The 18,491-nt window shown below is 32.0% G+C and carries 26 protein-coding genes; all 26 read left to right on the top strand.

Features of this window, described 5'->3' with window-relative positions:
- The first annotated feature begins 269 nt into the window (after window positions 1–269).
- Entirely contained in the window at window positions 270–812 is a 543-nt protein-coding gene (locus DRF65_RS08590; protein WP_123947302.1) for a hypothetical protein, read from the top strand.
- A 405-nt stretch (window positions 813–1,217) separates the two neighbouring features.
- On the top strand, window positions 1,218–1,562 hold the full coding sequence (locus tag DRF65_RS08580) for a putative quinol monooxygenase (protein ID WP_228438584.1): 345 nt from the start codon (window positions 1,218–1,220) through the stop codon (window positions 1,560–1,562).
- 136 nt (window positions 1,563–1,698) lie between these two features.
- Window positions 1,699–2,184 carry a hypothetical protein gene (locus DRF65_RS08575; protein ID WP_115970355.1) on the top strand — a complete coding sequence of 162 codons (486 nt, stop codon included), beginning with the start codon at window positions 1,699–1,701 and terminating at the stop codon, window positions 2,182–2,184.
- Window positions 2,185–2,513: 329 nt separating this feature from the next.
- Window positions 2,514–2,987 (top strand): hypothetical protein, encoded by a 474-nt coding sequence (locus tag DRF65_RS08570; RefSeq protein ID WP_115970354.1) that lies wholly within the window; start codon window positions 2,514–2,516, stop codon window positions 2,985–2,987.
- A gap of 87 nt (window positions 2,988–3,074) precedes the next feature.
- Window positions 3,075–3,302 (top strand): hypothetical protein, encoded by a 228-nt coding sequence (locus DRF65_RS08565; protein ID WP_115970353.1) that lies wholly within the window; start codon window positions 3,075–3,077, stop codon window positions 3,300–3,302.
- 86 nt (window positions 3,303–3,388) lie between these two features.
- Entirely contained in the window at window positions 3,389–4,303 is a 915-nt protein-coding gene (locus DRF65_RS08560; protein WP_123947301.1) for a Kelch repeat-containing protein, read from the top strand.
- A 116-nt stretch (window positions 4,304–4,419) separates the two neighbouring features.
- Window positions 4,420–5,007, top strand: coding sequence for a hypothetical protein (locus DRF65_RS08555; RefSeq protein WP_115970351.1), 588 nt, complete (start codon window positions 4,420–4,422; stop codon window positions 5,005–5,007).
- A 167-nt stretch (window positions 5,008–5,174) separates the two neighbouring features.
- On the top strand, window positions 5,175–5,741 hold the full coding sequence (locus DRF65_RS08550) for a hypothetical protein (RefSeq protein ID WP_115970350.1): 567 nt from the start codon (window positions 5,175–5,177) through the stop codon (window positions 5,739–5,741).
- A 71-nt stretch (window positions 5,742–5,812) separates the two neighbouring features.
- Window positions 5,813–6,322 carry a DUF2314 domain-containing protein gene (locus DRF65_RS08545; protein ID WP_115970349.1) on the top strand — a complete coding sequence of 170 codons (510 nt, stop codon included), beginning with the start codon at window positions 5,813–5,815 and terminating at the stop codon, window positions 6,320–6,322.
- Between the two features lie 414 nt (window positions 6,323–6,736).
- Window positions 6,737–7,207, top strand: a complete 471-nt coding sequence (locus DRF65_RS08540) for a hypothetical protein (protein ID WP_123947300.1) — start codon at window positions 6,737–6,739, stop codon at window positions 7,205–7,207.
- 117 nt (window positions 7,208–7,324) lie between these two features.
- Entirely contained in the window at window positions 7,325–7,987 is a 663-nt protein-coding gene (locus DRF65_RS08535; protein WP_115970347.1) for an immunity protein Imm33 domain-containing protein, read from the top strand.
- Between the two features lie 72 nt (window positions 7,988–8,059).
- Window positions 8,060–8,680 carry a hypothetical protein gene (locus DRF65_RS08530; protein WP_115970346.1) on the top strand — a complete coding sequence of 207 codons (621 nt, stop codon included), beginning with the start codon at window positions 8,060–8,062 and terminating at the stop codon, window positions 8,678–8,680.
- Window positions 8,661–9,443, top strand: a complete 783-nt coding sequence (locus DRF65_RS08525; RefSeq protein ID WP_115970345.1) for a hypothetical protein — start codon at window positions 8,661–8,663, stop codon at window positions 9,441–9,443. Before DRF65_RS08530 ends, DRF65_RS08525 begins: the two co-directional genes overlap by 20 nt.
- Before the next feature lie 59 nt (window positions 9,444–9,502).
- The gene (locus DRF65_RS08520; protein WP_115970344.1) at window positions 9,503–10,351 is read left to right on the top strand and encodes a metallophosphoesterase family protein; all 849 of its coding nucleotides are present in this window, start codon (window positions 9,503–9,505) and stop codon (window positions 10,349–10,351) included.
- A 420-nt stretch (window positions 10,352–10,771) separates the two neighbouring features.
- Window positions 10,772–11,371 carry a DKNYY domain-containing protein gene (locus DRF65_RS08515; protein ID WP_115970343.1) on the top strand — a complete coding sequence of 200 codons (600 nt, stop codon included), beginning with the start codon at window positions 10,772–10,774 and terminating at the stop codon, window positions 11,369–11,371.
- 126 nt (window positions 11,372–11,497) lie between these two features.
- A complete protein-coding gene (locus DRF65_RS08510; RefSeq protein ID WP_123947298.1) occupies window positions 11,498–12,010 on the top strand; it encodes a hypothetical protein in 513 nt (170 codons plus the stop codon).
- Window positions 12,011–12,060: 50 nt separating this feature from the next.
- On the top strand, window positions 12,061–12,756 hold the full coding sequence (locus DRF65_RS08505) for a hypothetical protein (RefSeq protein WP_115970341.1): 696 nt from the start codon (window positions 12,061–12,063) through the stop codon (window positions 12,754–12,756).
- A gap of 10 nt (window positions 12,757–12,766) precedes the next feature.
- Complete coding sequence (locus tag DRF65_RS08500; protein WP_115970340.1) at window positions 12,767–13,318, top strand: HD domain-containing protein; 552 nt, start codon at window positions 12,767–12,769, stop codon at window positions 13,316–13,318.
- 5 nt (window positions 13,319–13,323) lie between these two features.
- On the top strand, window positions 13,324–14,025 hold the full coding sequence (locus DRF65_RS08495; RefSeq protein WP_115970339.1) for a hypothetical protein: 702 nt from the start codon (window positions 13,324–13,326) through the stop codon (window positions 14,023–14,025).
- Between the two features lie 17 nt (window positions 14,026–14,042).
- Entirely contained in the window at window positions 14,043–14,504 is a 462-nt protein-coding gene (locus DRF65_RS08490; protein ID WP_115970338.1) for a hypothetical protein, read from the top strand.
- Between the two features lie 51 nt (window positions 14,505–14,555).
- A complete protein-coding gene (locus DRF65_RS08485; RefSeq protein ID WP_115970337.1) occupies window positions 14,556–15,215 on the top strand; it encodes a DUF2461 domain-containing protein in 660 nt (219 codons plus the stop codon).
- Between the two features lie 90 nt (window positions 15,216–15,305).
- Window positions 15,306–15,761: a hypothetical protein gene (locus DRF65_RS08480; protein ID WP_115970336.1), complete on the top strand. Its 456-nt coding sequence runs from the start codon at window positions 15,306–15,308 to the stop codon at window positions 15,759–15,761.
- A gap of 39 nt (window positions 15,762–15,800) precedes the next feature.
- Complete coding sequence (locus tag DRF65_RS08475; protein ID WP_123947297.1) at window positions 15,801–16,331, top strand: hypothetical protein; 531 nt, start codon at window positions 15,801–15,803, stop codon at window positions 16,329–16,331.
- A gap of 22 nt (window positions 16,332–16,353) precedes the next feature.
- Entirely contained in the window at window positions 16,354–16,983 is a 630-nt protein-coding gene (locus DRF65_RS08470) for a hypothetical protein (protein ID WP_115970334.1), read from the top strand.
- 6 nt (window positions 16,984–16,989) lie between these two features.
- A complete protein-coding gene (locus tag DRF65_RS08465) occupies window positions 16,990–17,667 on the top strand; it encodes a hypothetical protein (protein ID WP_123947296.1) in 678 nt (225 codons plus the stop codon).
- Between the two features lie 155 nt (window positions 17,668–17,822).
- On the top strand, window positions 17,823–18,488 hold the full coding sequence (locus tag DRF65_RS08460) for a hypothetical protein (protein ID WP_115970332.1): 666 nt from the start codon (window positions 17,823–17,825) through the stop codon (window positions 18,486–18,488).
- The last annotated feature ends 3 nt before the right edge of the window (window positions 18,489–18,491 follow it).

Below are 18,491 nucleotides of genomic sequence, written 5' to 3'. Positions count from 1 at the left end.
TCAATGGCTGCTGGGATACAGGAATGATGTAACGCTCAGCGACCGAGGTAAATTAATATATTAATCATTTGGTTGACCCATCTAATATAAAATAATACACGCTATATTGGTAAAATTAAAACAATTTATAAATTTGCAAACTATATAAAATTATTTAGAAGTTGCTCAGTAAAAACAGAATCTGATAAAGCACTTTAAAAATGAATACAGGGAAATAAACTGAACAGACACCCTAAAACAATAGTAAGCATTAAACTAAACTAAAAACTATGACCAAACAACTAAAACTGGCAATTGTATTACTAATAACAGTTACAAGCATGGGCGTAAATGCCCAAAAGAAAATAACTTCAAAACCTGCCAAACCAGCTACTGAAAATAAGACAGCCAAACCTACCAAACAGGAAACTATGGATTGGATTGGTGGAAAAATGAAGGAAAACTTAGCCGGGAAGCTAGGAGATTTCAGACACTTTGTTTCTTACAGCAATGGCATTTTTGTTTATAAAAAAGAAATGAAAATGAACGAATGGTATTTTACGACAATTGATCTAAACACAGTTAAAGGAATGAACGATGAGTATTCAAAAGACTTTTATGTAACTGGCAAAAAATTAGTCAATACTGTATTGGAAGCAAATGAGTATGGTACTGAACAAGATTTTTTATCCATTAGTGGACCAAACTATAATGACTATGCTGCTCCGTTTAGTTTTACAGCTGACCAAGCTTTAGTTGAAAGGTTGAAAAAAGCCTTCGCTACACTAATTGAATATAATGCAACGAAAAAAGGCTCTAACGAAAAATTTTAATTTTAAAGACTGTATTTCAAAAAAGAAAAGCTCCTACACAAGAATTTGACAAAATTGAAGGGAATATAAGTTCTAAAGTTGAACATTTGTATTTCTAATTCTTCACTCCGCAAAACCTTCCAACTTTGCACAAAGAGAACAGAAATTCGAAATAAGGAGATTTCGAATAGTGGAGCAACAAGAGTTGTCCTTGAAAACGCTGCTTCTATATCTGGGATGCTTCTTACCACTGAATGTGTAACCATTGAAGTAAAGAGCGCTGGACCAGCTATGCCAATGGGGCTAGAATGCCAGGAATAATGTAACAACCTTTTGTTGAGACAATTTAATATATAAACCGTTCTGCTTTTGTAGGACGGTTTTTCTTTCCATTTGATTCATCATACCTTCAAAATCGTCCTATAAATGGATATATTTGTAAAAACAATTACAGAAAATATGGAAAGTAAATATTTACTTCACGGAAAACTAACCGCAAAACCGGGGTATAAAGAGGAACTTTCCAATATTTTAATACAAGCTTCTCAACTTGTATCAACAGCTAAAGGCTGTAACCTTTACGCTGTTAGTAGTGACAAAGATGATGCAACTTCTGTTTATGTTACAGAAATTTGGGATAGTAAAGATGACCATGACAATTCTCTAAAAATTGAAGGTGTAAGGGAACTCATCATGAAAGCAATGCCGATATTAGACGGACAACCAACAAAAGGACAGGAACTGGAAATCCTAGGAGGAGCAGGAATATGAAATTCCAAGAATGATGGAACAGTGTCTCGCTGAGACAATTTAGTATATTAACCATCCTACTTTTGTAGGACGCTTTTTTGTTTCAAAACAAATTCCTAAGTTTATAGGCTATTCCAACCTCAAAAATATTTTCAAAATGGAAAACAAAAAAGGCGAACAAATTATGACGTCTATAAATATGCTTAAAATATTCTTCATGGTATTGACACTTGGTGCAGTTTTAACATGCTGTTCAAGTAAACAGGAAATCATTGAGAAAGAAAAAGAACTATTTTATAATGGAACTGGAAAATGGAAAATTTTGAGTTATGAATATACCTCTAAAAATCAAGGTACTGAACAAACAAAAAAATATACAAATTGTGGAACATTTGAATTCAATAAAGACAATGAAGGAAAAATAACCTTGGAGGCTGACGAACTATTAATAACCAAGTACAGTTATGGATTAGAAGAAGTGGGAAATGAACATTACTTAGTTTTATATTACAAGGTATTTCCATTGTATAGCAACGTAGACATTCAGTACAACAAGTTATCTTTGACGCCAGATGAATTTACAATTGTTTACGACCACTCCACTTTCAGAGCCACATTTGTTTGTAAGAAAGTCTTACATTAGAAAGTTAAATAAATAATATAGACCAGAGCAGCCATTAACATGAGTTTTGCAATAACATTCTGCGCAAGTCTTCTGAGGGAACTATTTCAGATGCAATTGATAACATTAAAATGTTTGCAAAATAGTACTACAGTTAACAATGTATTAGCAAAATGTGGGTAAAATAAATGTCACCATAATATCTCTTATGATTAGATAAAATATCCCCTACTCTCCCTTTTCTGTTCCCGCTTTTATTATATTTGTTTCAATACTATATTAAATATTCACATCAAAAAATACATCAGAGGAGAAATATCAAATCTGAATCCAAAAGCAAAAATTAAAAAATGGATGATCTATATAGCAAATTAGTGGCAAAAGGGACATTATATTCTATTGAAACCGATTTGGAACGCTTTTTTAAAAATATTTTCAGAAGTTTTTATAATGACTGTTCTTATGAAGAATATGAAAATCTTGTGATTCCAAAAGCCTATGCTCAGTTTCTAGAAAAGACAGAAAATGATGGTATCGCTTTTTATACAATAGACCAATATATTTATGGACTATATCAGATGATTGACTCTACAATTGAAGATATGGATTGTAATGGTAATAAAGAAAAAAAAACTGCTTTTTGGCTTTATGTAGGTCATAGAAATGAAAGAGGCTTTTTTTTCATCTGTTGTGATAAACGATCTGAATCTTTTGGCCAGGTATGTGAGTTTTATGATGGAAGTCCTTTTATGAATCCAAAAGATGGCCTTGAGTTGGGTGATTTCAAAACGTTTTGCAATGCCGTATTGAATGGCGGGGCATAAAGGTGATTCGTAATTGTTGGTTAGAATAATCCCATTAAATATCATATTTTGATGAAGAATATAAAAATTGTTTTAAACTAAAACCAAATGGATAAACCTGATATCATTAATTTCAACTTCAACAATACAGAATACAATATTGAAATTATTGGAAATGTTGACAAAATAGACGGCTTTTACTATTATACTTTTAAATTTGATGAAAACCATTTTATCACCATTTCAAAATTTGATGACGAAAAATGGCAAATCGTAAGTATGTCAAAAAATTCTATTGCTGAACAATTAGGAAAAATAATTGACGAGATGCCCTAGCTTCACGTACGATTCCTGTTTCTGAAATTGAGAACCCAACCCTAAAATTCCTACCGTTGAAAACAAAATTATTATTTCTTTCATTTTTGAGCACACTACTAGCCCATGCACAAACCCTTGATTTTAAAAATCTCGTCAATATGTCGGTAGGCAGAGGTGCTGCAACCAGCGTCATTGTAGACGATAATATCTATGTGAGCAACGGATATCAGGACAAGGGAGGTAATGCCAATTATATTGAGAAATATAATATTACGGATAACAAATGGAGTGTTCTCAATTCTACTCTGCTGACCAAAAAATTTGCTAATTCAGAGGCTTATAATAATAAAATTTACATTTTTAACGGTTGGGGAAATAGCCATCTTGAAATTGTAGACCTTGCCACCAATACCATAACAAAAGGAGCTGTTAATCGTTCCTATACAGGAAATGCAGGCTCTGCCATCTATAACGGTAAAATATATGTGTTCGGTGGCAGCGGATTAAGCGGAGCTAAAACCACTGTATTTTCCAATACATTCCAATATTATGATATTGCTTCCAATACATGGAATCCACTACCCAATATGCCCACAGCCAGAGAAGCAAAAGGGAAAATTGTGAATGATAAGCTTTATGTGATTGGCGGTTTTAACGGTACCTCATCCCGTCTGATCAATGTTTACGACCTCAAAACTAATCTCTGGACCAATCAATATACAATGCCTGCTGCTATATCAGGCCACTCATTAGCAGTATCCGGTAATAAGATTTTTATTGCAGGGGGTGTTAATAATCAAGCTTTTATGGCCTATTTTGATACTACAACCAATAAGTTACACCAGTTATCATCCAATATGATTCCCAGAAGACATGCCACAGCAGAAGTATATAACAATAAACTGTACATCATCGGCGGAAGTACGACATCTGTCACCAGCTCAGCTATTAAAAGCATACAAGTGGCAGATATCAGCGAGAGTGTACTCACTGCACAAAACCTTCCAACTTTACACTGATAAACTAAGTAATCCTAAATTATCTATCATACCCTCTCATCTAAAATACCTCCCCTACTGCCCAACTTTACCTAATATTTGTTTCAAAACCAAACCAAATATAGAAAACCAAAAGATTGAAAAAAATGAAAAAGATATATTGGATATTAATTGTAATCTTCTTTACAATAAGTTGTTCTAAAAGTAAAATACAAGAAAAAACAGAACTGAACAAAATAGTAAATGTTGTTTTAAAATATGAATCCAATCGTAATTCTTTAAAAGAGAATATCTATTTGATCAATCCCGAGCTTCTGAAATTAAAAATCTATACTCCCAGCCTAAAAGAAATGTTGGGAGAAGAACCTGGACCACCACCATCTTTTAATAAAAGTGTTGTTCGTTTACTTGATTTAAGGCATAGAAAATCACAAGAAAGAAAATCTGACTCTTTGAAGTTATTACAGCAAAACCAATATATTTTTGATACCCTAAAAGTAGATGATAAAATCAATCCGAACATCAAATTAGCCAACAAAGAAGAAATTAATAACCGTATAGAATTATATCAATTCTCTAATCCTGTATATTTCAATGATGGATTTGCCTATATTGAGTTAAAGTATAATGATACCAGCTTTGGAATTGGCTTCGCCTATTTACTGGAAAAACAAAAAAATGGAGAGTGGATGGTAAAAAAAATGCTTAATACTTTTATAACTTAAAGAACTATACACCGTACAAGATCTTCCGATTTTGAACAAAAATTCCAGGGCATACTCCCAAAACTAGAAAATTCAGATAGCAAAAAAATAATATAATGGTAATGTAGTTGTGCATAAATGATATTAAAACAATGGATAAATTTGAATATTAGTAACCATACAATATCATGCAAACAGATTTTTTCGGAACACTAGAGGATAAAAAATTAATATTGGATTTTATATTTTCAGAAACTGATTATCTCGTTTTCGATCATTATTCTGAATTTGGAGAAGAATTAAAACAGTATTTTTCAACCAGCGAAATTCTGGAAAAATTTGATTTAGAAAATGGCAAACAAAATGCCGTTACATTTGGGCTTTGGAATCCGTTAGATCAAACAAAAAATATAGTTCGAAAAGTGATATTAGATCCCAAATATTGTAACGGCTACACATTTCGATACACAAGTGAAGGCTGGGGAATCCAAAGATTATATTTTGGCGGAATCCAAAATGGTTTTCTCAATTCATCACAGTTTATGGGATTTAACGAAAAAGGAGCGATAGCAAAAGATTCTATACATCCGGATCATGAACAAGAAGCTCATCGATTAGACTGGCAACTCATTCGCTCCGATCAAAGAAAACTTAAAAATTATATTGAGAAAAAGCTTGGAGCTGAAAAGCATACTCGTGGAATCATTTTAAAGAATGCCAACCAACTCATTACCCATTACGAAGTAAAAATATGATAAAGAAGAGCAAAGAATAAGAACAATGGATAGCCATTTAGAAAATCAAATTAATATTATTAGATTAAATTATGCATTTTAAATATTCAATCTGTTTGCTTTCATGTTTTGCCATACTAAGCTGTCAGAAAAAAGATAAAATTATAAAAGTAGATAATGAGCCTGGTGTACACATTTTACAGGGAGAAGACAATGAAATGAATACCGCAATAGAAAATGCACAAAACTCTTTATACCAGTTCAGGCAAGCAATAGAGAGCCACAATCCGGATTATTATAATTTCGCATTGAAAGAAAAATTTACAACTCCTGATTCCGGAGGCGAACATATATGGATAAGTGAAGTTCAATATTCTGACTATAAATTTTATGGAATTGTAGATGGAGAACCCATTTCAACAATGGAGGTAAAACTGGGAGATACTATTGAAGTTAATCCTCAGAATATAACGGATTGGATGTATATTGATAAAAACATTGTAAAAGGAGCGTATACTACCAGGGTCTTAAGGAAAAGAATATCAAAGGAAGAGCAGAAACAAATGGACAGGGAAAGTGGATTTATTTTTGAAAATGAGTAAAAAACACAGATGGACTGGAGCTATAATACTGTTATAATACACCAAATTGATATTAATAAAGTTTATCAAAAAGATTTAAAAGACAATAATATTAATTGGCCAAATCAAAATTTCGTAGGGGCACCGTTTTTTTCAATAAAAGACATTATAATATAAAAGATAATGAAATGGAAAAACTGCTAGAAGAAAAGTTCAAAAGATAGAATATCCTGGCTTTGTGCAAATAAAACAACTAATCCAAATTCAGGAAACTTTGGATAGTGGAGATCCAATCGATAATAAAAACCGCTCTTTTCAAAGCGGTTTTTACACTTCAAGACTTTAGAATGATCAGAACTTTCCTATATTTGAAAAATAACCGTATCCGAAAACTCATCTATGGGACTATTTGACCTTTTCAAGAAAAAAGAAAACTTGTTAAAAAAGAAAATAACCGTAATTTTAACTTTACAGGTTTCTAAACAGGATATAAACATTTCTGAATTTGCAGGTTTTAAAATTGTCAGTTGTCATGATATTCTTCAAAAATTTAATTACCGTTCATCAATAGAATCTCACGAGAAGAAGCTTGAATATATTTCTGAAGAGATTATTCATTCAAAAAATAATATTTTAATCTGTGATCTCAAAGTAAGTATTACGAGCTTTGATACACTCACTGAAATGTTGAAGCCACACCAATTAACCATCAACAAAATTTTAGTACCAAACGAATCCAAAAGAAACAAAAAACTTGCTGAAGGGCAGGAAGCATATAGAAATCACAGTCGCTGGCTTCATTTTTATCCAGGAGAAATTGAAGATATATATCGTGAATTTGAAGCAAAAATTAAAAGTTTAAAAACCAGGTATGAAAATACTGAAACGGAAATATTGGAAATATAAAACAGAATACCAGATATCCGTTGGGCAATACAATACCTAAATTCTGACTGTGTACAAGGTGGGCATTGTAAGGGAAATTGAAATGTTAATCAAAAAAACTAATAACCAAAATATTCTATGGGATTTTTCAACAGAAGCAAAACATTTAAGATCAGAAATATAGAATTTTATTCTGAGGGAAGTTATTATTATTCCAAAGGATTAAAATCATCCATTGAGAAAGAAATAAAAATTGCAAAAACTACTCTTTCACTAGATGAACTAAAACCAATTTTACAATATCTGGTTGAATTTATTCAAGATGAAAAACCAGATATTAAAAGCGGAGAAAAAATTACATGTTTCTCCTGGTGCATTCTATTTCATGAAGCGTCAGACTTTTTTGAAATTCTTGAAGTCATCCCGGAACAGCAAGGATTTGGTGAAGGTCTTAACCGTACACTTCACATCCTGAACCAACAACTTTCCGTTTGTACTCGAGTAAAAACAGAACCTGATTTTCCTGATTTTGACCAGATTGTTACAGTAGATCCGTTGATCAAAACAGGATTACAGGCCAATTTGTTCCGTTGGATAGGAGATTATCCGGACTCGGGATGGGTTGCAATGACAGATCGCTTTAATGAAGAAACAATGTCTTTCGAACAAATGACAGTAGGACAATTTATGACACTCAGCCCGGAAATCGTTCAATTTATGGCTCTCCCATCTGGCTTTAAGGTAATCTGGCAAGGTAATAATGCACAGATAGCATTTGACAGACAATTGCTAGAAAATTAGATTATAAATAACTGCTCTATTAAAGTTACACAAAATACTTTCTTGGGAAGCGAACTAAATTTGGAAACAACTATGAAACAGAGAATTTTAATATTATCGTTTACTTTGAGTACACTTTTATGTTTCGGGCAAAAAGGATATTTAGAACTTTCAGAAAATTTTGACAAATATAAGGGTTCTTTAAGGGAGTACTATAACGATATCTTTCCAAAACTTTATAAAGACTTTTCGCAACAATCTTATGCACGCTATACTTCAATACCTTCATTCTCCGAAGAATATGCTTTTTCAGTTGAAACAATAGATAACAGGTATTATATTATATCCAATAGATTTTCAGAAAATTTTTGGTATGCTAAAAAACGTAACCAGGTTAAATTAATCAGTCATAAAACCGAAATAGATTCTACTCTTTATTTAAAAATCGGAAATTTATTTCAAATTCTTACCCAACAAATGAAAACCTCAGAAAAGGAAAAAAGAGGATTTGATGGAACCATGTTTTATTTTGCTACAACCGATACAACCGGACAAATGAAGACTGGTGAAACTTGGTCACCTAATGACAATACAGTATTAGACCGAATTGTCAAAGTTTGCAATAGATTATTTTCAATAGACAAAGAAAAGAATAGTAGCCACTCAGATATTGTAAAGGAAATTGAAAAATTAATTGAAGAAATTAAGAAATAAAAAAAGCATACTATTGAAAACAGGTATACATTTACAATTCAAATACTTTGCATCAGTTATAGTACTGTTGTGTAGTTTATCGTGTGAAAAAACAAAAATAAATGAATTTCATTCGGAAAAGAAAAGTATAGAGTTTACCTTACAGAATTTTCCAATGCTTGCTAAAAACTTTGAAAAAGTAAAAGAAGTGAATTTAGACTCTCTTACTATTTCACTCTATAGAAACCCTAAAAAAGAAGATTATGACGAGATTTTAGTTTTTAGCAAGAATAAAAAGTTCTATGCTGTTCCATTTTTCTCAAATATGTATTTTGACTATTGGAATTTTGATAATGAGGATCAAAAACAACTATATTCTAAAACGAATTCAACATTTGAAAAACAGATAAAAAATACTGTTTCTGAATTAAATCTAACCCAAGAAGAGTTTGGATTACTAATCGAAGAATTAATGAAAAGTGTTTTAAATGCTGAAACGAATCTTGATTTGAAACCAAAAATATTTGAGAATTATATTTATTCTACTTATAGAATGGATCAATATAAAGTGGAAGAATCCGATTCATGCTTAGCAAGAACAAAAAGACTTTATAAACAAATCCTAATCGAATCTGAAAAAATAATTCGATATAATCAGTTTTTTCTGGATGCCCGAAATGGAAGGGTCTACGAATTTATCAATGAAAGCAGAAAAAGAGGGGAATGGAAATTTAAAATAAAAACATATAGAATCGATTGCTTTTCTTATCCCTTAAGCATATAATCACACTAAAAATTGGACTTAATAAAAACATTTCCATCAATTTTAAATAAACAAACATCATGAGAGTTGCTCTTTTTTCTGACATTCACGGTAAAATATTATTGCCCTTTAAATTGGTTGATTTATATCAGAAACAAACTGGGAATGCCGTTGATTTTATATTGCAATGCGGAGATATGGGAGCTTACCCAAATATTGAAAACCTAGACAAAGCAACCATAAAGCATGCACAATATGACAGGGATGAACTTGGTTTTCATGATGACTTTACAAAAATAAATCCAGACATTCAGGCATTTTTAAATCAGCTCAATATCAATATGATTTGTGTTCGTGGCAATCATGAAGATCATGATTTTCTGGATGAACTGGAAAAGGAAAATTTTCAAAACAGCCTGTTTCCCATTGATGTTTATGAAAAAGTCTTTGTTTGCAAATCAGGGTTAAAACAGGAATTAAAAACGGAAAATGAAACCCTCACTTTTGTGGGTATTGGAAGAATTGGTGACCGGAAAGGAAGATCTGAAAAGCGTTTTGTTCAGGATTATGAAAAAAAGGAAATCAGGAAACTGCTTAAAACAAAAGATAATTTTGATATATTAATCACTCATGATAAGGACAACAGTGGCGAAGAGAATTATGGTATGCCTGAAATCAGGAATATATTAGATCATGTCATTTTCCATTATCATTTTTACGGCCACACAGGAGAGCCATTCAAACAGGAAACAGACTGTAATGGCATTACCCAATCCATAAAAATAAAGGAACTGGAATTTAATGCAAGCGGAATTTTAGAAAAAGGCTGTATGATTATACTGACAAAAGAAAATGGAGAACTCAGTATTGAAGTTGTAGATCAAAAATTAACTAATACAATGACCAAATATAACTGGAAAGATCAATAAGTTTTTGATCACAAAAAAGATCTTCTCACCAGATAATACCTGAATCAATACAAAATATATGAAACCTCTCCTATTATTTTTCGTTATTATACTCTCGAATTTTTCTATTAAAAATGTGGAAAACAAATGTTCAGACAATGATCTTATTATTGAAAAAATCATATTAATTATAAATACTTAGAATTCTCAAAGGTCTTTTTCTCTCACGATAGACAGACTGCTTATATTGAAGCAAATTATCATGATGGAATTTATGGTGACGGAACAGCATTTATACTCAGAAAAAATAATACTGCTTGGGAAATCGTCCAAATAATCAATATATGGATCACTTAAAAACTATTAAAACATCCTTGTTTTGAATGAAAACTTTATTACATTTATGTGTTCTGCTATGTATTTTACAAAAAAATCACTCCTATGAATTTCAGAACTATTTTTAAATTGTATTTATTATTTTTTTTCGTGGCCTGTTTCGAAAAAAAATCTAAAACTGAATATTCACAACCTTCTACAGAGAACATTCTGCAAAAGGATAACAGGAAGTCTGAAAAATATCCCGCACAATACGAATTGCAGGACAGCGTTCAATTAACTCATATTAAAAATACATTTTATAGAAACGAATTTGGATTCCTTTACGAAAAAACTATTGCACAAAGAGAATTTAAGGGAGTATTAAAAGATGCTGAATATTTTAATGGTAGTATTCCGCAGGAAATTGATCCAGAGTCATTTCAACAGATTGAAGACTCCTGGTTTGCAAAAGACTATGGAAATGTATACTATTCACGGCCTACAAGTGGTGGAAGACAGATCACAAAAATAGAGAATGTAGATGTCAATACATTCAAAATTCTTGATGGGAACTATAGATACGCTGTTGATAAGAGTCATTTTTTTTATGAAACTGAAAAAATTAAGGATTTCATTCCTTTAAAAACTGAACAGATAAAAGACGGAGAGGGAAAAGTCATTGAATTAAAAATGAAAAATAAAAAAGTAAATCTTGAACCTTAAACTAATAGCAATTAATTTTAAAAACTAAAACCATGAAAATTATTCATTTATACCAATATCTCTTACTGCTTTATTTAGATTTTGGTAAAAACCAGACACTTTCTTTCTAATCCCACAGACAACAAAATGGAAAGAGTTTCAAACAGTATAGAAGCACTGATGAACGCTGCTAAAGCTGAAATAGAAAACTTTGAACTGAGGTCGGAAGAAAAAATCATTGCTTATTTCTCAGAGCTCCCAACAATTGGAAGATTTCCCTATAAGATCATTTTAGCTGAAATATCTGATGGAAGTATCCTTTCGAAATTCAGGCAGTGGGATACGGAATACAATTTAAAACAATGGACTTCCGGAATTAATAATCTGGACAGACTGAGAATCATCACTGATGAAAAAATTCTTTCTGAAACAGATACGGCAATATTGAAAAAAGAATTGTCAAAACTTGAGCTAATAAAACTTCCTGAAACCATAAGAGATCAAAAAACAATCATTCTGGATGGTTCCGAATGGAAATTGGGAATCAGCTTAGCCAATAAAAATAGGGATTATACCTGGATTGCCTCAACGGAAGACATCAACCTGTTCGTCCCCATCATTGAACTTATCAGAAAACAGTATTTGGATAGAATTAAATGAGGTTTATCTTTTTACATGTTATCTAATCAACACAATATATAAAATTTAAAATGGGAAATCTACGTCATGTATATCAGCTTAAGCCAAGAGTGATTTATGGTGGTGCCATTCTACAAGTTCGAAAAGACAAAGAGATTATTTTTTCAGAAAAATTCACCATCATCAATGAAGTTCATGATATCAAAAATATATTGTACATTTTTGAAAATACATTCATCATAAACTCTCATGATGGAAAAGTCATAAAATTCGAATGGTACGAAGATGACAGAATAATAGATTTCGGGAAAGCAGGCATCTACATTTCCATTCAAGGATCCACTAAATATGGGTTTGACAGAGATTTTAATGAATTCCTTAGTACGATATCTCCTTATTTAGAGGATGCTTTATTTTATGTAACTCAAAATGAAACCATTATTCGATATGAAATTACCAATGGAGAATTACATTATAGAAGTACTGAAGATTTTGGGCGCTGGAACTATTTTATTGAAGAATATGTAGTGGCAAACTATTCATCTTCCAGACAGCTCATTGCTGATTTACACGTTGAAGAAACCAATCAAATGATATTACGTCATAAAGAAAAAATGGAATACGAAAAAAATCCAAATGATTACTTTGAACCGGAAGATTATGAAGATTTATTAAATAAAATTAATAATTACAAAGAATATATTCCTATCGAAAAATTCACTGAACTGGAAAACTGGCTGAAAATCCAGATCGATTATTACAACTAAAATAAAAAAAATGAACGATACTTTTACTATTGATGATTTGCAGAATATATGGCAAAAAGTAAGTATTCTCCATAGTGGACAAACTTATGGAGGTCAAAATAAAAACGAAAAAATTGAATACATCAATCATATCGGAAGTGTGGTATTTGAAATCATGAACGCTGCTAGAAATACTTCTGATTTTAATGCAGAGCTTGCTGTAAAATGTGCCTTTTTGCACGATACTATTGAAGATACCACCTTGAGTATAGAAGACCTTGAAAAAGAATATGGCCAACAGGTTAAAGAAGGTGTTCTTGCATTAACCAAAAACATGGATCTTGAGAAGCAAGATCAGATGATGGATAGTTTAGACCGGATAAAAGCGCAACCCAAAGAAATATGGGCGGTTAAAATGGCTGATAGAATCTGTAATCTATATGCACCACCTTATTACTGGAAACAGACGAAGAAAGAAAAATATCTTGAGGAGGCCAAAATGATTTATGAGCATTTAAAAGATGGTAATGATTATTTGGCCAAAAGATTATCTGAAAAAATTGAAATGTATAAACAGAAATAAAAGATATGACAGCAATAGAAAACGGCATTTTTGAAAATTCCGAAGAAATCATCAACTGGACCTATCCCGGAGCCACATTATATTATAAAGATTGTGATTTAAAACCTTCTGTAGCTGAAAAATTTACAAAAGGAAAGCTTATCAGAAACGGTTTTTTCCTTGATGTAAGCTGCAGAGGTGGCGGAATAAAATTTAATACAAGATTTTTAATTGCTTCCGCAAAAGCAGCAAAATTATATCAGGTAAATCCGGACAATGAAAGGTTTGGACATTGCTGTATGAACCTTGACAGCTATTTCAAAGTTCTTGATATTTATAAAATCGGAGATAAAACTCAATTTTTTTTGCTGCACATCCCTGCAAAAGGATTAAAATATTTTGAAAGTATAAACTCAAACTGGGATGAAGATTTCATCAAAAAAGCAAGACAAAGTTTTGATGATAAAATACACATGGAACCTATAAGTGATTTGCTGGAACCATTTTGGTTAGAAAGAACCAACTTCCCGGTTGGAATGACTGCCGCTGATAAATTTTACCCCTTAGCCTCTGTATCCACCATTACAAATGAAGTAAAGAGTTTATATAGTGGAATTAAAAATTTGACCAAAGACAATAGTGACATTAATATTCCTGCTCCATTTTTCGGCGAACAGAAAAGTGGATCTAAAATAGGCCTGTTTTTAAAAAATATATTAGGAAAATAAAAACTCATTATACAGAGATGACATCCCATAAAATTTCAGAGATTAAACATATCATTGAAAAAGACAGGAATACAGATGGTGACTATTGGCTTAATGGAGGAAATGAAATGATATATAAAATCCTGGATACCTTTAATCAGTCCGACTGGAAAGAACTGGAGGAAGACCTGGTCAATTTTAAAGATTACGAGCATTCCATTTTTGCAAGAACCATATTACACTATGATGAGAACAGAATAGTGGATATTGATCATTACCAATTGTTCTTTAGATCATTTATTTTACTGAAAGATTACGAGGATTGTGACTGTTTACTCTTTGACATGTTTTATATCGAAAATGTTAAAAACCCGGATTTGGAATTATTCAATAATATTAAGTCTAAAATACAATTTCTGGAAGAGGCTGGTTTTTCCACAAACGAAGATATTTTACATTTAGCTTATAATAGTATAGATAAAGTGATAAAAGGTATTTAACTTTGAAAAACAATATCTCCAAGTGAAAACATCTAACCTGCATCCAACATTATGAAAAAAGCATTTGAATTCTTTAAGCAATTAGAAAAAAACAACAATCGCGAATGGTTTGCCCAGCACAAAACAGAATATGACCTGGTTGTGAAGGAAAATAAAGCGTTTTTCAATCAGGTGTATACCGAACTTCAGGAATATGACAATTTAAAGGGAATTCATATTTTCAGAATTTACAGAGATGTTCGTTTTTCTAAAGATCAGACTCCCTATAAAAATAATTTTGGGGTTGGATATTCCCGTTCAAAACCGACGCTCAGAGGTGGATATTATATTCAGCTGGAACCCGGAAACAGTTTTGTAGGTGGTGGATTCTGGGGACCGGAAACTAAGGATTTACTTCGCATCCGCAAAGAATTTGAAATCAGTACTACAGAAATAGAAAAGATTACCTCAGACAAAACTTTCATAAAATATTTCGGTGAACTGAAAGGTGAGTCTGTAAAAACAGCTCCGCGGGGCTTTGATAAAAATCATCCGGCAATAGATTTAATCAGGAAAAAACAATACATCGTCATGCGGAAATTTACTGACAAAGAAGTTCTTTCTGATAATTTTCAAAAGGAAGTCGTTTCAACCCTGCTGGCCATGCGTCCCTTTTTTGATTATATGAGTGAAGTTCTGACCACAGACCTCAATGGAGAACCTTTATTTTAAGCTAAAAAAATAAAAACTCATTTGTATGAATAGCCTGCCTGATTAAGATTATTAGATCAAATATATTCTCAACTAAAAAACCAATTGATCATGATTAAATTATTTACCTTAACAGTAGCTGCTCTTCTTACTCTTTTAAGCTGTACCAAAAATGATATGAAATACAGTGTAGGCCAGGAATGGAATTACAAAACCCGACCTATAGAAGCAAACTCAACGCTCACTATTTTAAAGATTGAAGAATACCCTAAAACAGGCAAAGTTATTCACATCTCTATCAGCGGTTTAAAAATGAGAAATCCTGATAGTCCTTCTGGTTTTGCAGAAAAACTAACCCATATCCCTATGTCGGAAGAAGCCCTGGATAAAAGCGTGACTAAAGTGTATAAAGAAAACAGCAAAATGCCTGATTCTCTTGAAATGGACGGATATTCTACCTGGAAAAAAGAGTTTGACAAAGGAGACGCCGGGGTATTCGCTATTCCTGTTTCTGAAATTGTAAGCGTTATGGAAAAATTGATTATCAAAGGAGATTATACTAAATAAACACCGTAAACATATTCAACAGAAAATCAAAACATACCTATGATAGAAAATCTTGAATATATCTACTCAATATTGTTTCCACTATTACCATTTTCATTAGTAACAGCTTTCCTGGGCTTTATAATAGTATTGGTTTCAAATGTTGTTCAATCCTTACAGAAGAATTATCAAAAATTAAGACTCATTGGAATTTTTCTCCTTACTCAGGTTTTTATTGTAGCCATAATACTGATTGCCTTACAAACAATAATTCTAAAGAATATCCAAAATGAGTTCATCGAAACAATAAAGAAGTCAAACACAGAAATGACCCAGTCAGATTATACATTTGGAACTTTTTACAATCAGGCTTTGAAAGCGGAATTGTTAAAGATTAAGGATATTCAGCCACATCACTCCGGGACCAGCAGGATAATGAAAGTCCGTATGAAGATAGGAAATGAAACTTCAAACATCAGAATTGAGCAGGATTCTCAGAATAAGAATGAATTCTGGATTTTCTGGGATAAATATTGGTTTGGAAATGGTGATGAGGAAGTAGGGAGGTTTTATAGTAATACATTTCACTAAATTTCCAGATTAGATCGTATATATGGACATAAAAACAACACTTGAAAAATACAGAATCATTGGCCATTATTTTGATCCTGATTATGAACGGGATAACGAAGCCTTAAATGAATTCAAAGCAGATAACCCAAATCTCTCCGAGCAACAAACATCTGAACTTATTCATCTCCTTCAAAACAATTCTGAACTTACAGATAAGTACTTTGTGGCAGATTTGCTATACCTATACAGTAATTTCAGTATAGAACTTCTTGATCCTTTACTTAGAACAGCAATACACCATAAAGATCCAAGTTTCAACAGAATATTTTTAAACCCCTGCTTAGTAGCCTTTGGTCTGAAAACTGTTGCAGACAATCTTGCTGATAAATTTAATCACACCAATACAATAGAACGTATAGGGATTTCGAATTTAGTGTATTGGTTAAGACCACAAAAAAATGATGAAGCGGATCGATTACATCAATCAATTATAAATAGAGCAAACCACACCTCAAATTTAGTTGAACTTTATCACTATAAACTACGCTATACCGACAGAATAAAGAACATTAATCATATTCCAAACAATGCCACTGAGTTAATAAAAGCGATAAGTGGAAACAAAGAATATGAAGATTTACTATTTAATCAACTTGGATGGGGTAAATAAACTTTAATGTCTTACAGTAAAAACATTCTATTGTCACAAACCTCCAATGCAAAACACTATAACCACATGGACAGTGAAAAAATAAAAATCCTGAGAAATAAAATTACAATCCCGTTGGATGTTGCCATACAGCTGTTGAAGCAAAACAATGGTGATATCAATGCCAGTGAGCAGGTGTTTCACAATAATAATATAAGAGAAATCAGTATTTCAGCAGAATGTGATCCTGATATGGCAAGAGAAAATTATGAACTCTGCCAATATGATATAACAAAAGCTATTGAAAGAATCAATTCAAGACAGGTAATTATCACGACAAGGGACACTCCATTTCCAAGAAATGAAATCGGATTTATCCTATGGCCAGAAGATCAGAATGGAGAATGTTATAAAACAACCAAACGAAACGATGCTTTCATTCCTACCACCGACTTTGATTATGTCATCGATGAATTTAAATCTGTATTTCCTTTGGAAAATCCCTGGAATAAAGAGATGGAAGTATCTTTTGACATCTGTGGACATAATTATTTTGAAAAGACCACCTGTAAAATAATAATCGGTAGAATAATGCAGACGAAAACTGATGAATTGAAAGTCGCAAAATTTAAGAATGAACTGATTGAATGGCTCGATGATAAATTGGAATATGCAGAGTATATTGTAGTATATGGAAATCTTTAAGTTGAAAATAACGAACATACAATAAAGATCATTCCCTAATGTTTCATCGTAAATTCCACATTTTTATTTAACTTAGTTTCCGCTGAAAAAGAAGTACTCCCAATAATCTGAACATAACTATTCGGTCGAACCCAGAACTATAACCACACTTTACAATGCATCAGTTAGAAGTAACCGGAAACCATCAAGTTGAAATTCATTATGACGGAACAACAGTCTGTTTCATCATTAATAAAGAAATACATTCCATTGTAGTGGCTGGGCCTTATCAAACCGCCCAAAATTATTTTCATATAAACTGTACATCCAACAACAATCATTTCAATGAGCTGGATGATGTTCGGTATGAACTGGAGCATAATTCATTAGCCAAAATTGAGGCTTTTCTAAAAAGATTTGAATCCGGAAATTATTCTGTGTTTCCATTTACCCGACAGGTAAATTTTGTACAACCACAGGAAAATAATGTAAGTCGATTACATTTTTCAATGGAAAGCAATTCCATGGTCATTTCTACTCAGCCATTAAACAGCATGAATCGAAATAAAATAAATGAGTATAAAGAAAAAATAAACAAAGGAGAATCTCCAATTGTATTTCTGTATTCAAAAACATACAGCGGGCTTGAATTGGAGGAGGTCTTTTTTATTGTATCAGGAAATGAAGTTTTGAAAGCCTATCAGGAACTGGGAATGAATCCTAAACTCATCGCGTTGGTCAACTCCACAGATTATGAATATGATCCTTCTAATCAAGAGGTCTTAAACATCATCTCATCACACAAAGAAATCAGGGATACCTCTTACTTATACTTTTATTAATTT

The organism is Chryseobacterium pennae, from assembly GCF_003385515.1.
Lineage (GTDB): Bacteria > Bacteroidota > Bacteroidia > Flavobacteriales > Weeksellaceae > Chryseobacterium > Chryseobacterium pennae.
Note: the sequence above shows the minus strand (reverse complement) of the source record. Positions and strands in the feature narration are given on the sequence as shown.

What these genes read in the sequence shown, in the direction of transcription:
- DRF65_RS08590 (WP_123947302.1), top strand. Translation starts at nt 270, where the DNA reads ATGACCAAACAACTAAAACTGGCAATTGTATTACTAATAACAGTTACA.
- DRF65_RS08580 (WP_228438584.1), top strand. Translation starts at nt 1,218, where the DNA reads ATGGATATATTTGTAAAAACAATTACAGAAAATATGGAAAGTAAATAT.
- DRF65_RS08575 (WP_115970355.1), top strand. Translation starts at nt 1,699, where the DNA reads ATGGAAAACAAAAAAGGCGAACAAATTATGACGTCTATAAATATGCTT.
- DRF65_RS08570 (WP_115970354.1), top strand. Translation starts at nt 2,514, where the DNA reads ATGGATGATCTATATAGCAAATTAGTGGCAAAAGGGACATTATATTCT.
- DRF65_RS08565 (WP_115970353.1), top strand. Translation starts at nt 3,075, where the DNA reads ATGGATAAACCTGATATCATTAATTTCAACTTCAACAATACAGAATAC.
- DRF65_RS08550 (WP_115970350.1), top strand. Translation starts at nt 5,175, where the DNA reads ATGCAAACAGATTTTTTCGGAACACTAGAGGATAAAAAATTAATATTG.
- DRF65_RS08545 (WP_115970349.1), top strand. Translation starts at nt 5,813, where the DNA reads ATGCATTTTAAATATTCAATCTGTTTGCTTTCATGTTTTGCCATACTA.
- DRF65_RS08535 (WP_115970347.1), top strand. Translation starts at nt 7,325, where the DNA reads ATGGGATTTTTCAACAGAAGCAAAACATTTAAGATCAGAAATATAGAA.
- DRF65_RS08530 (WP_115970346.1), top strand. Translation starts at nt 8,060, where the DNA reads ATGAAACAGAGAATTTTAATATTATCGTTTACTTTGAGTACACTTTTA.
- DRF65_RS08520 (WP_115970344.1), top strand. Translation starts at nt 9,503, where the DNA reads ATGAGAGTTGCTCTTTTTTCTGACATTCACGGTAAAATATTATTGCCC.
- DRF65_RS08515 (WP_115970343.1), top strand. Translation starts at nt 10,772, where the DNA reads ATGAATTTCAGAACTATTTTTAAATTGTATTTATTATTTTTTTTCGTG.
- DRF65_RS08510 (WP_123947298.1), top strand. Translation starts at nt 11,498, where the DNA reads ATGGAAAGAGTTTCAAACAGTATAGAAGCACTGATGAACGCTGCTAAA.
- DRF65_RS08505 (WP_115970341.1), top strand. Translation starts at nt 12,061, where the DNA reads ATGGGAAATCTACGTCATGTATATCAGCTTAAGCCAAGAGTGATTTAT.
- DRF65_RS08500 (WP_115970340.1), top strand. Translation starts at nt 12,767, where the DNA reads ATGAACGATACTTTTACTATTGATGATTTGCAGAATATATGGCAAAAA.
- DRF65_RS08495 (WP_115970339.1), top strand. Translation starts at nt 13,324, where the DNA reads ATGACAGCAATAGAAAACGGCATTTTTGAAAATTCCGAAGAAATCATC.
- DRF65_RS08490 (WP_115970338.1), top strand. Translation starts at nt 14,043, where the DNA reads ATGACATCCCATAAAATTTCAGAGATTAAACATATCATTGAAAAAGAC.
- DRF65_RS08485 (WP_115970337.1), top strand. Translation starts at nt 14,556, where the DNA reads ATGAAAAAAGCATTTGAATTCTTTAAGCAATTAGAAAAAAACAACAAT.
- DRF65_RS08480 (WP_115970336.1), top strand. Translation starts at nt 15,306, where the DNA reads ATGATTAAATTATTTACCTTAACAGTAGCTGCTCTTCTTACTCTTTTA.
- DRF65_RS08475 (WP_123947297.1), top strand. Translation starts at nt 15,801, where the DNA reads ATGATAGAAAATCTTGAATATATCTACTCAATATTGTTTCCACTATTA.
- DRF65_RS08470 (WP_115970334.1), top strand. Translation starts at nt 16,354, where the DNA reads ATGGACATAAAAACAACACTTGAAAAATACAGAATCATTGGCCATTAT.
- DRF65_RS08465 (WP_123947296.1), top strand. Translation starts at nt 16,990, where the DNA reads ATGTCTTACAGTAAAAACATTCTATTGTCACAAACCTCCAATGCAAAA.
- DRF65_RS08460 (WP_115970332.1), top strand. Translation starts at nt 17,823, where the DNA reads ATGCATCAGTTAGAAGTAACCGGAAACCATCAAGTTGAAATTCATTAT.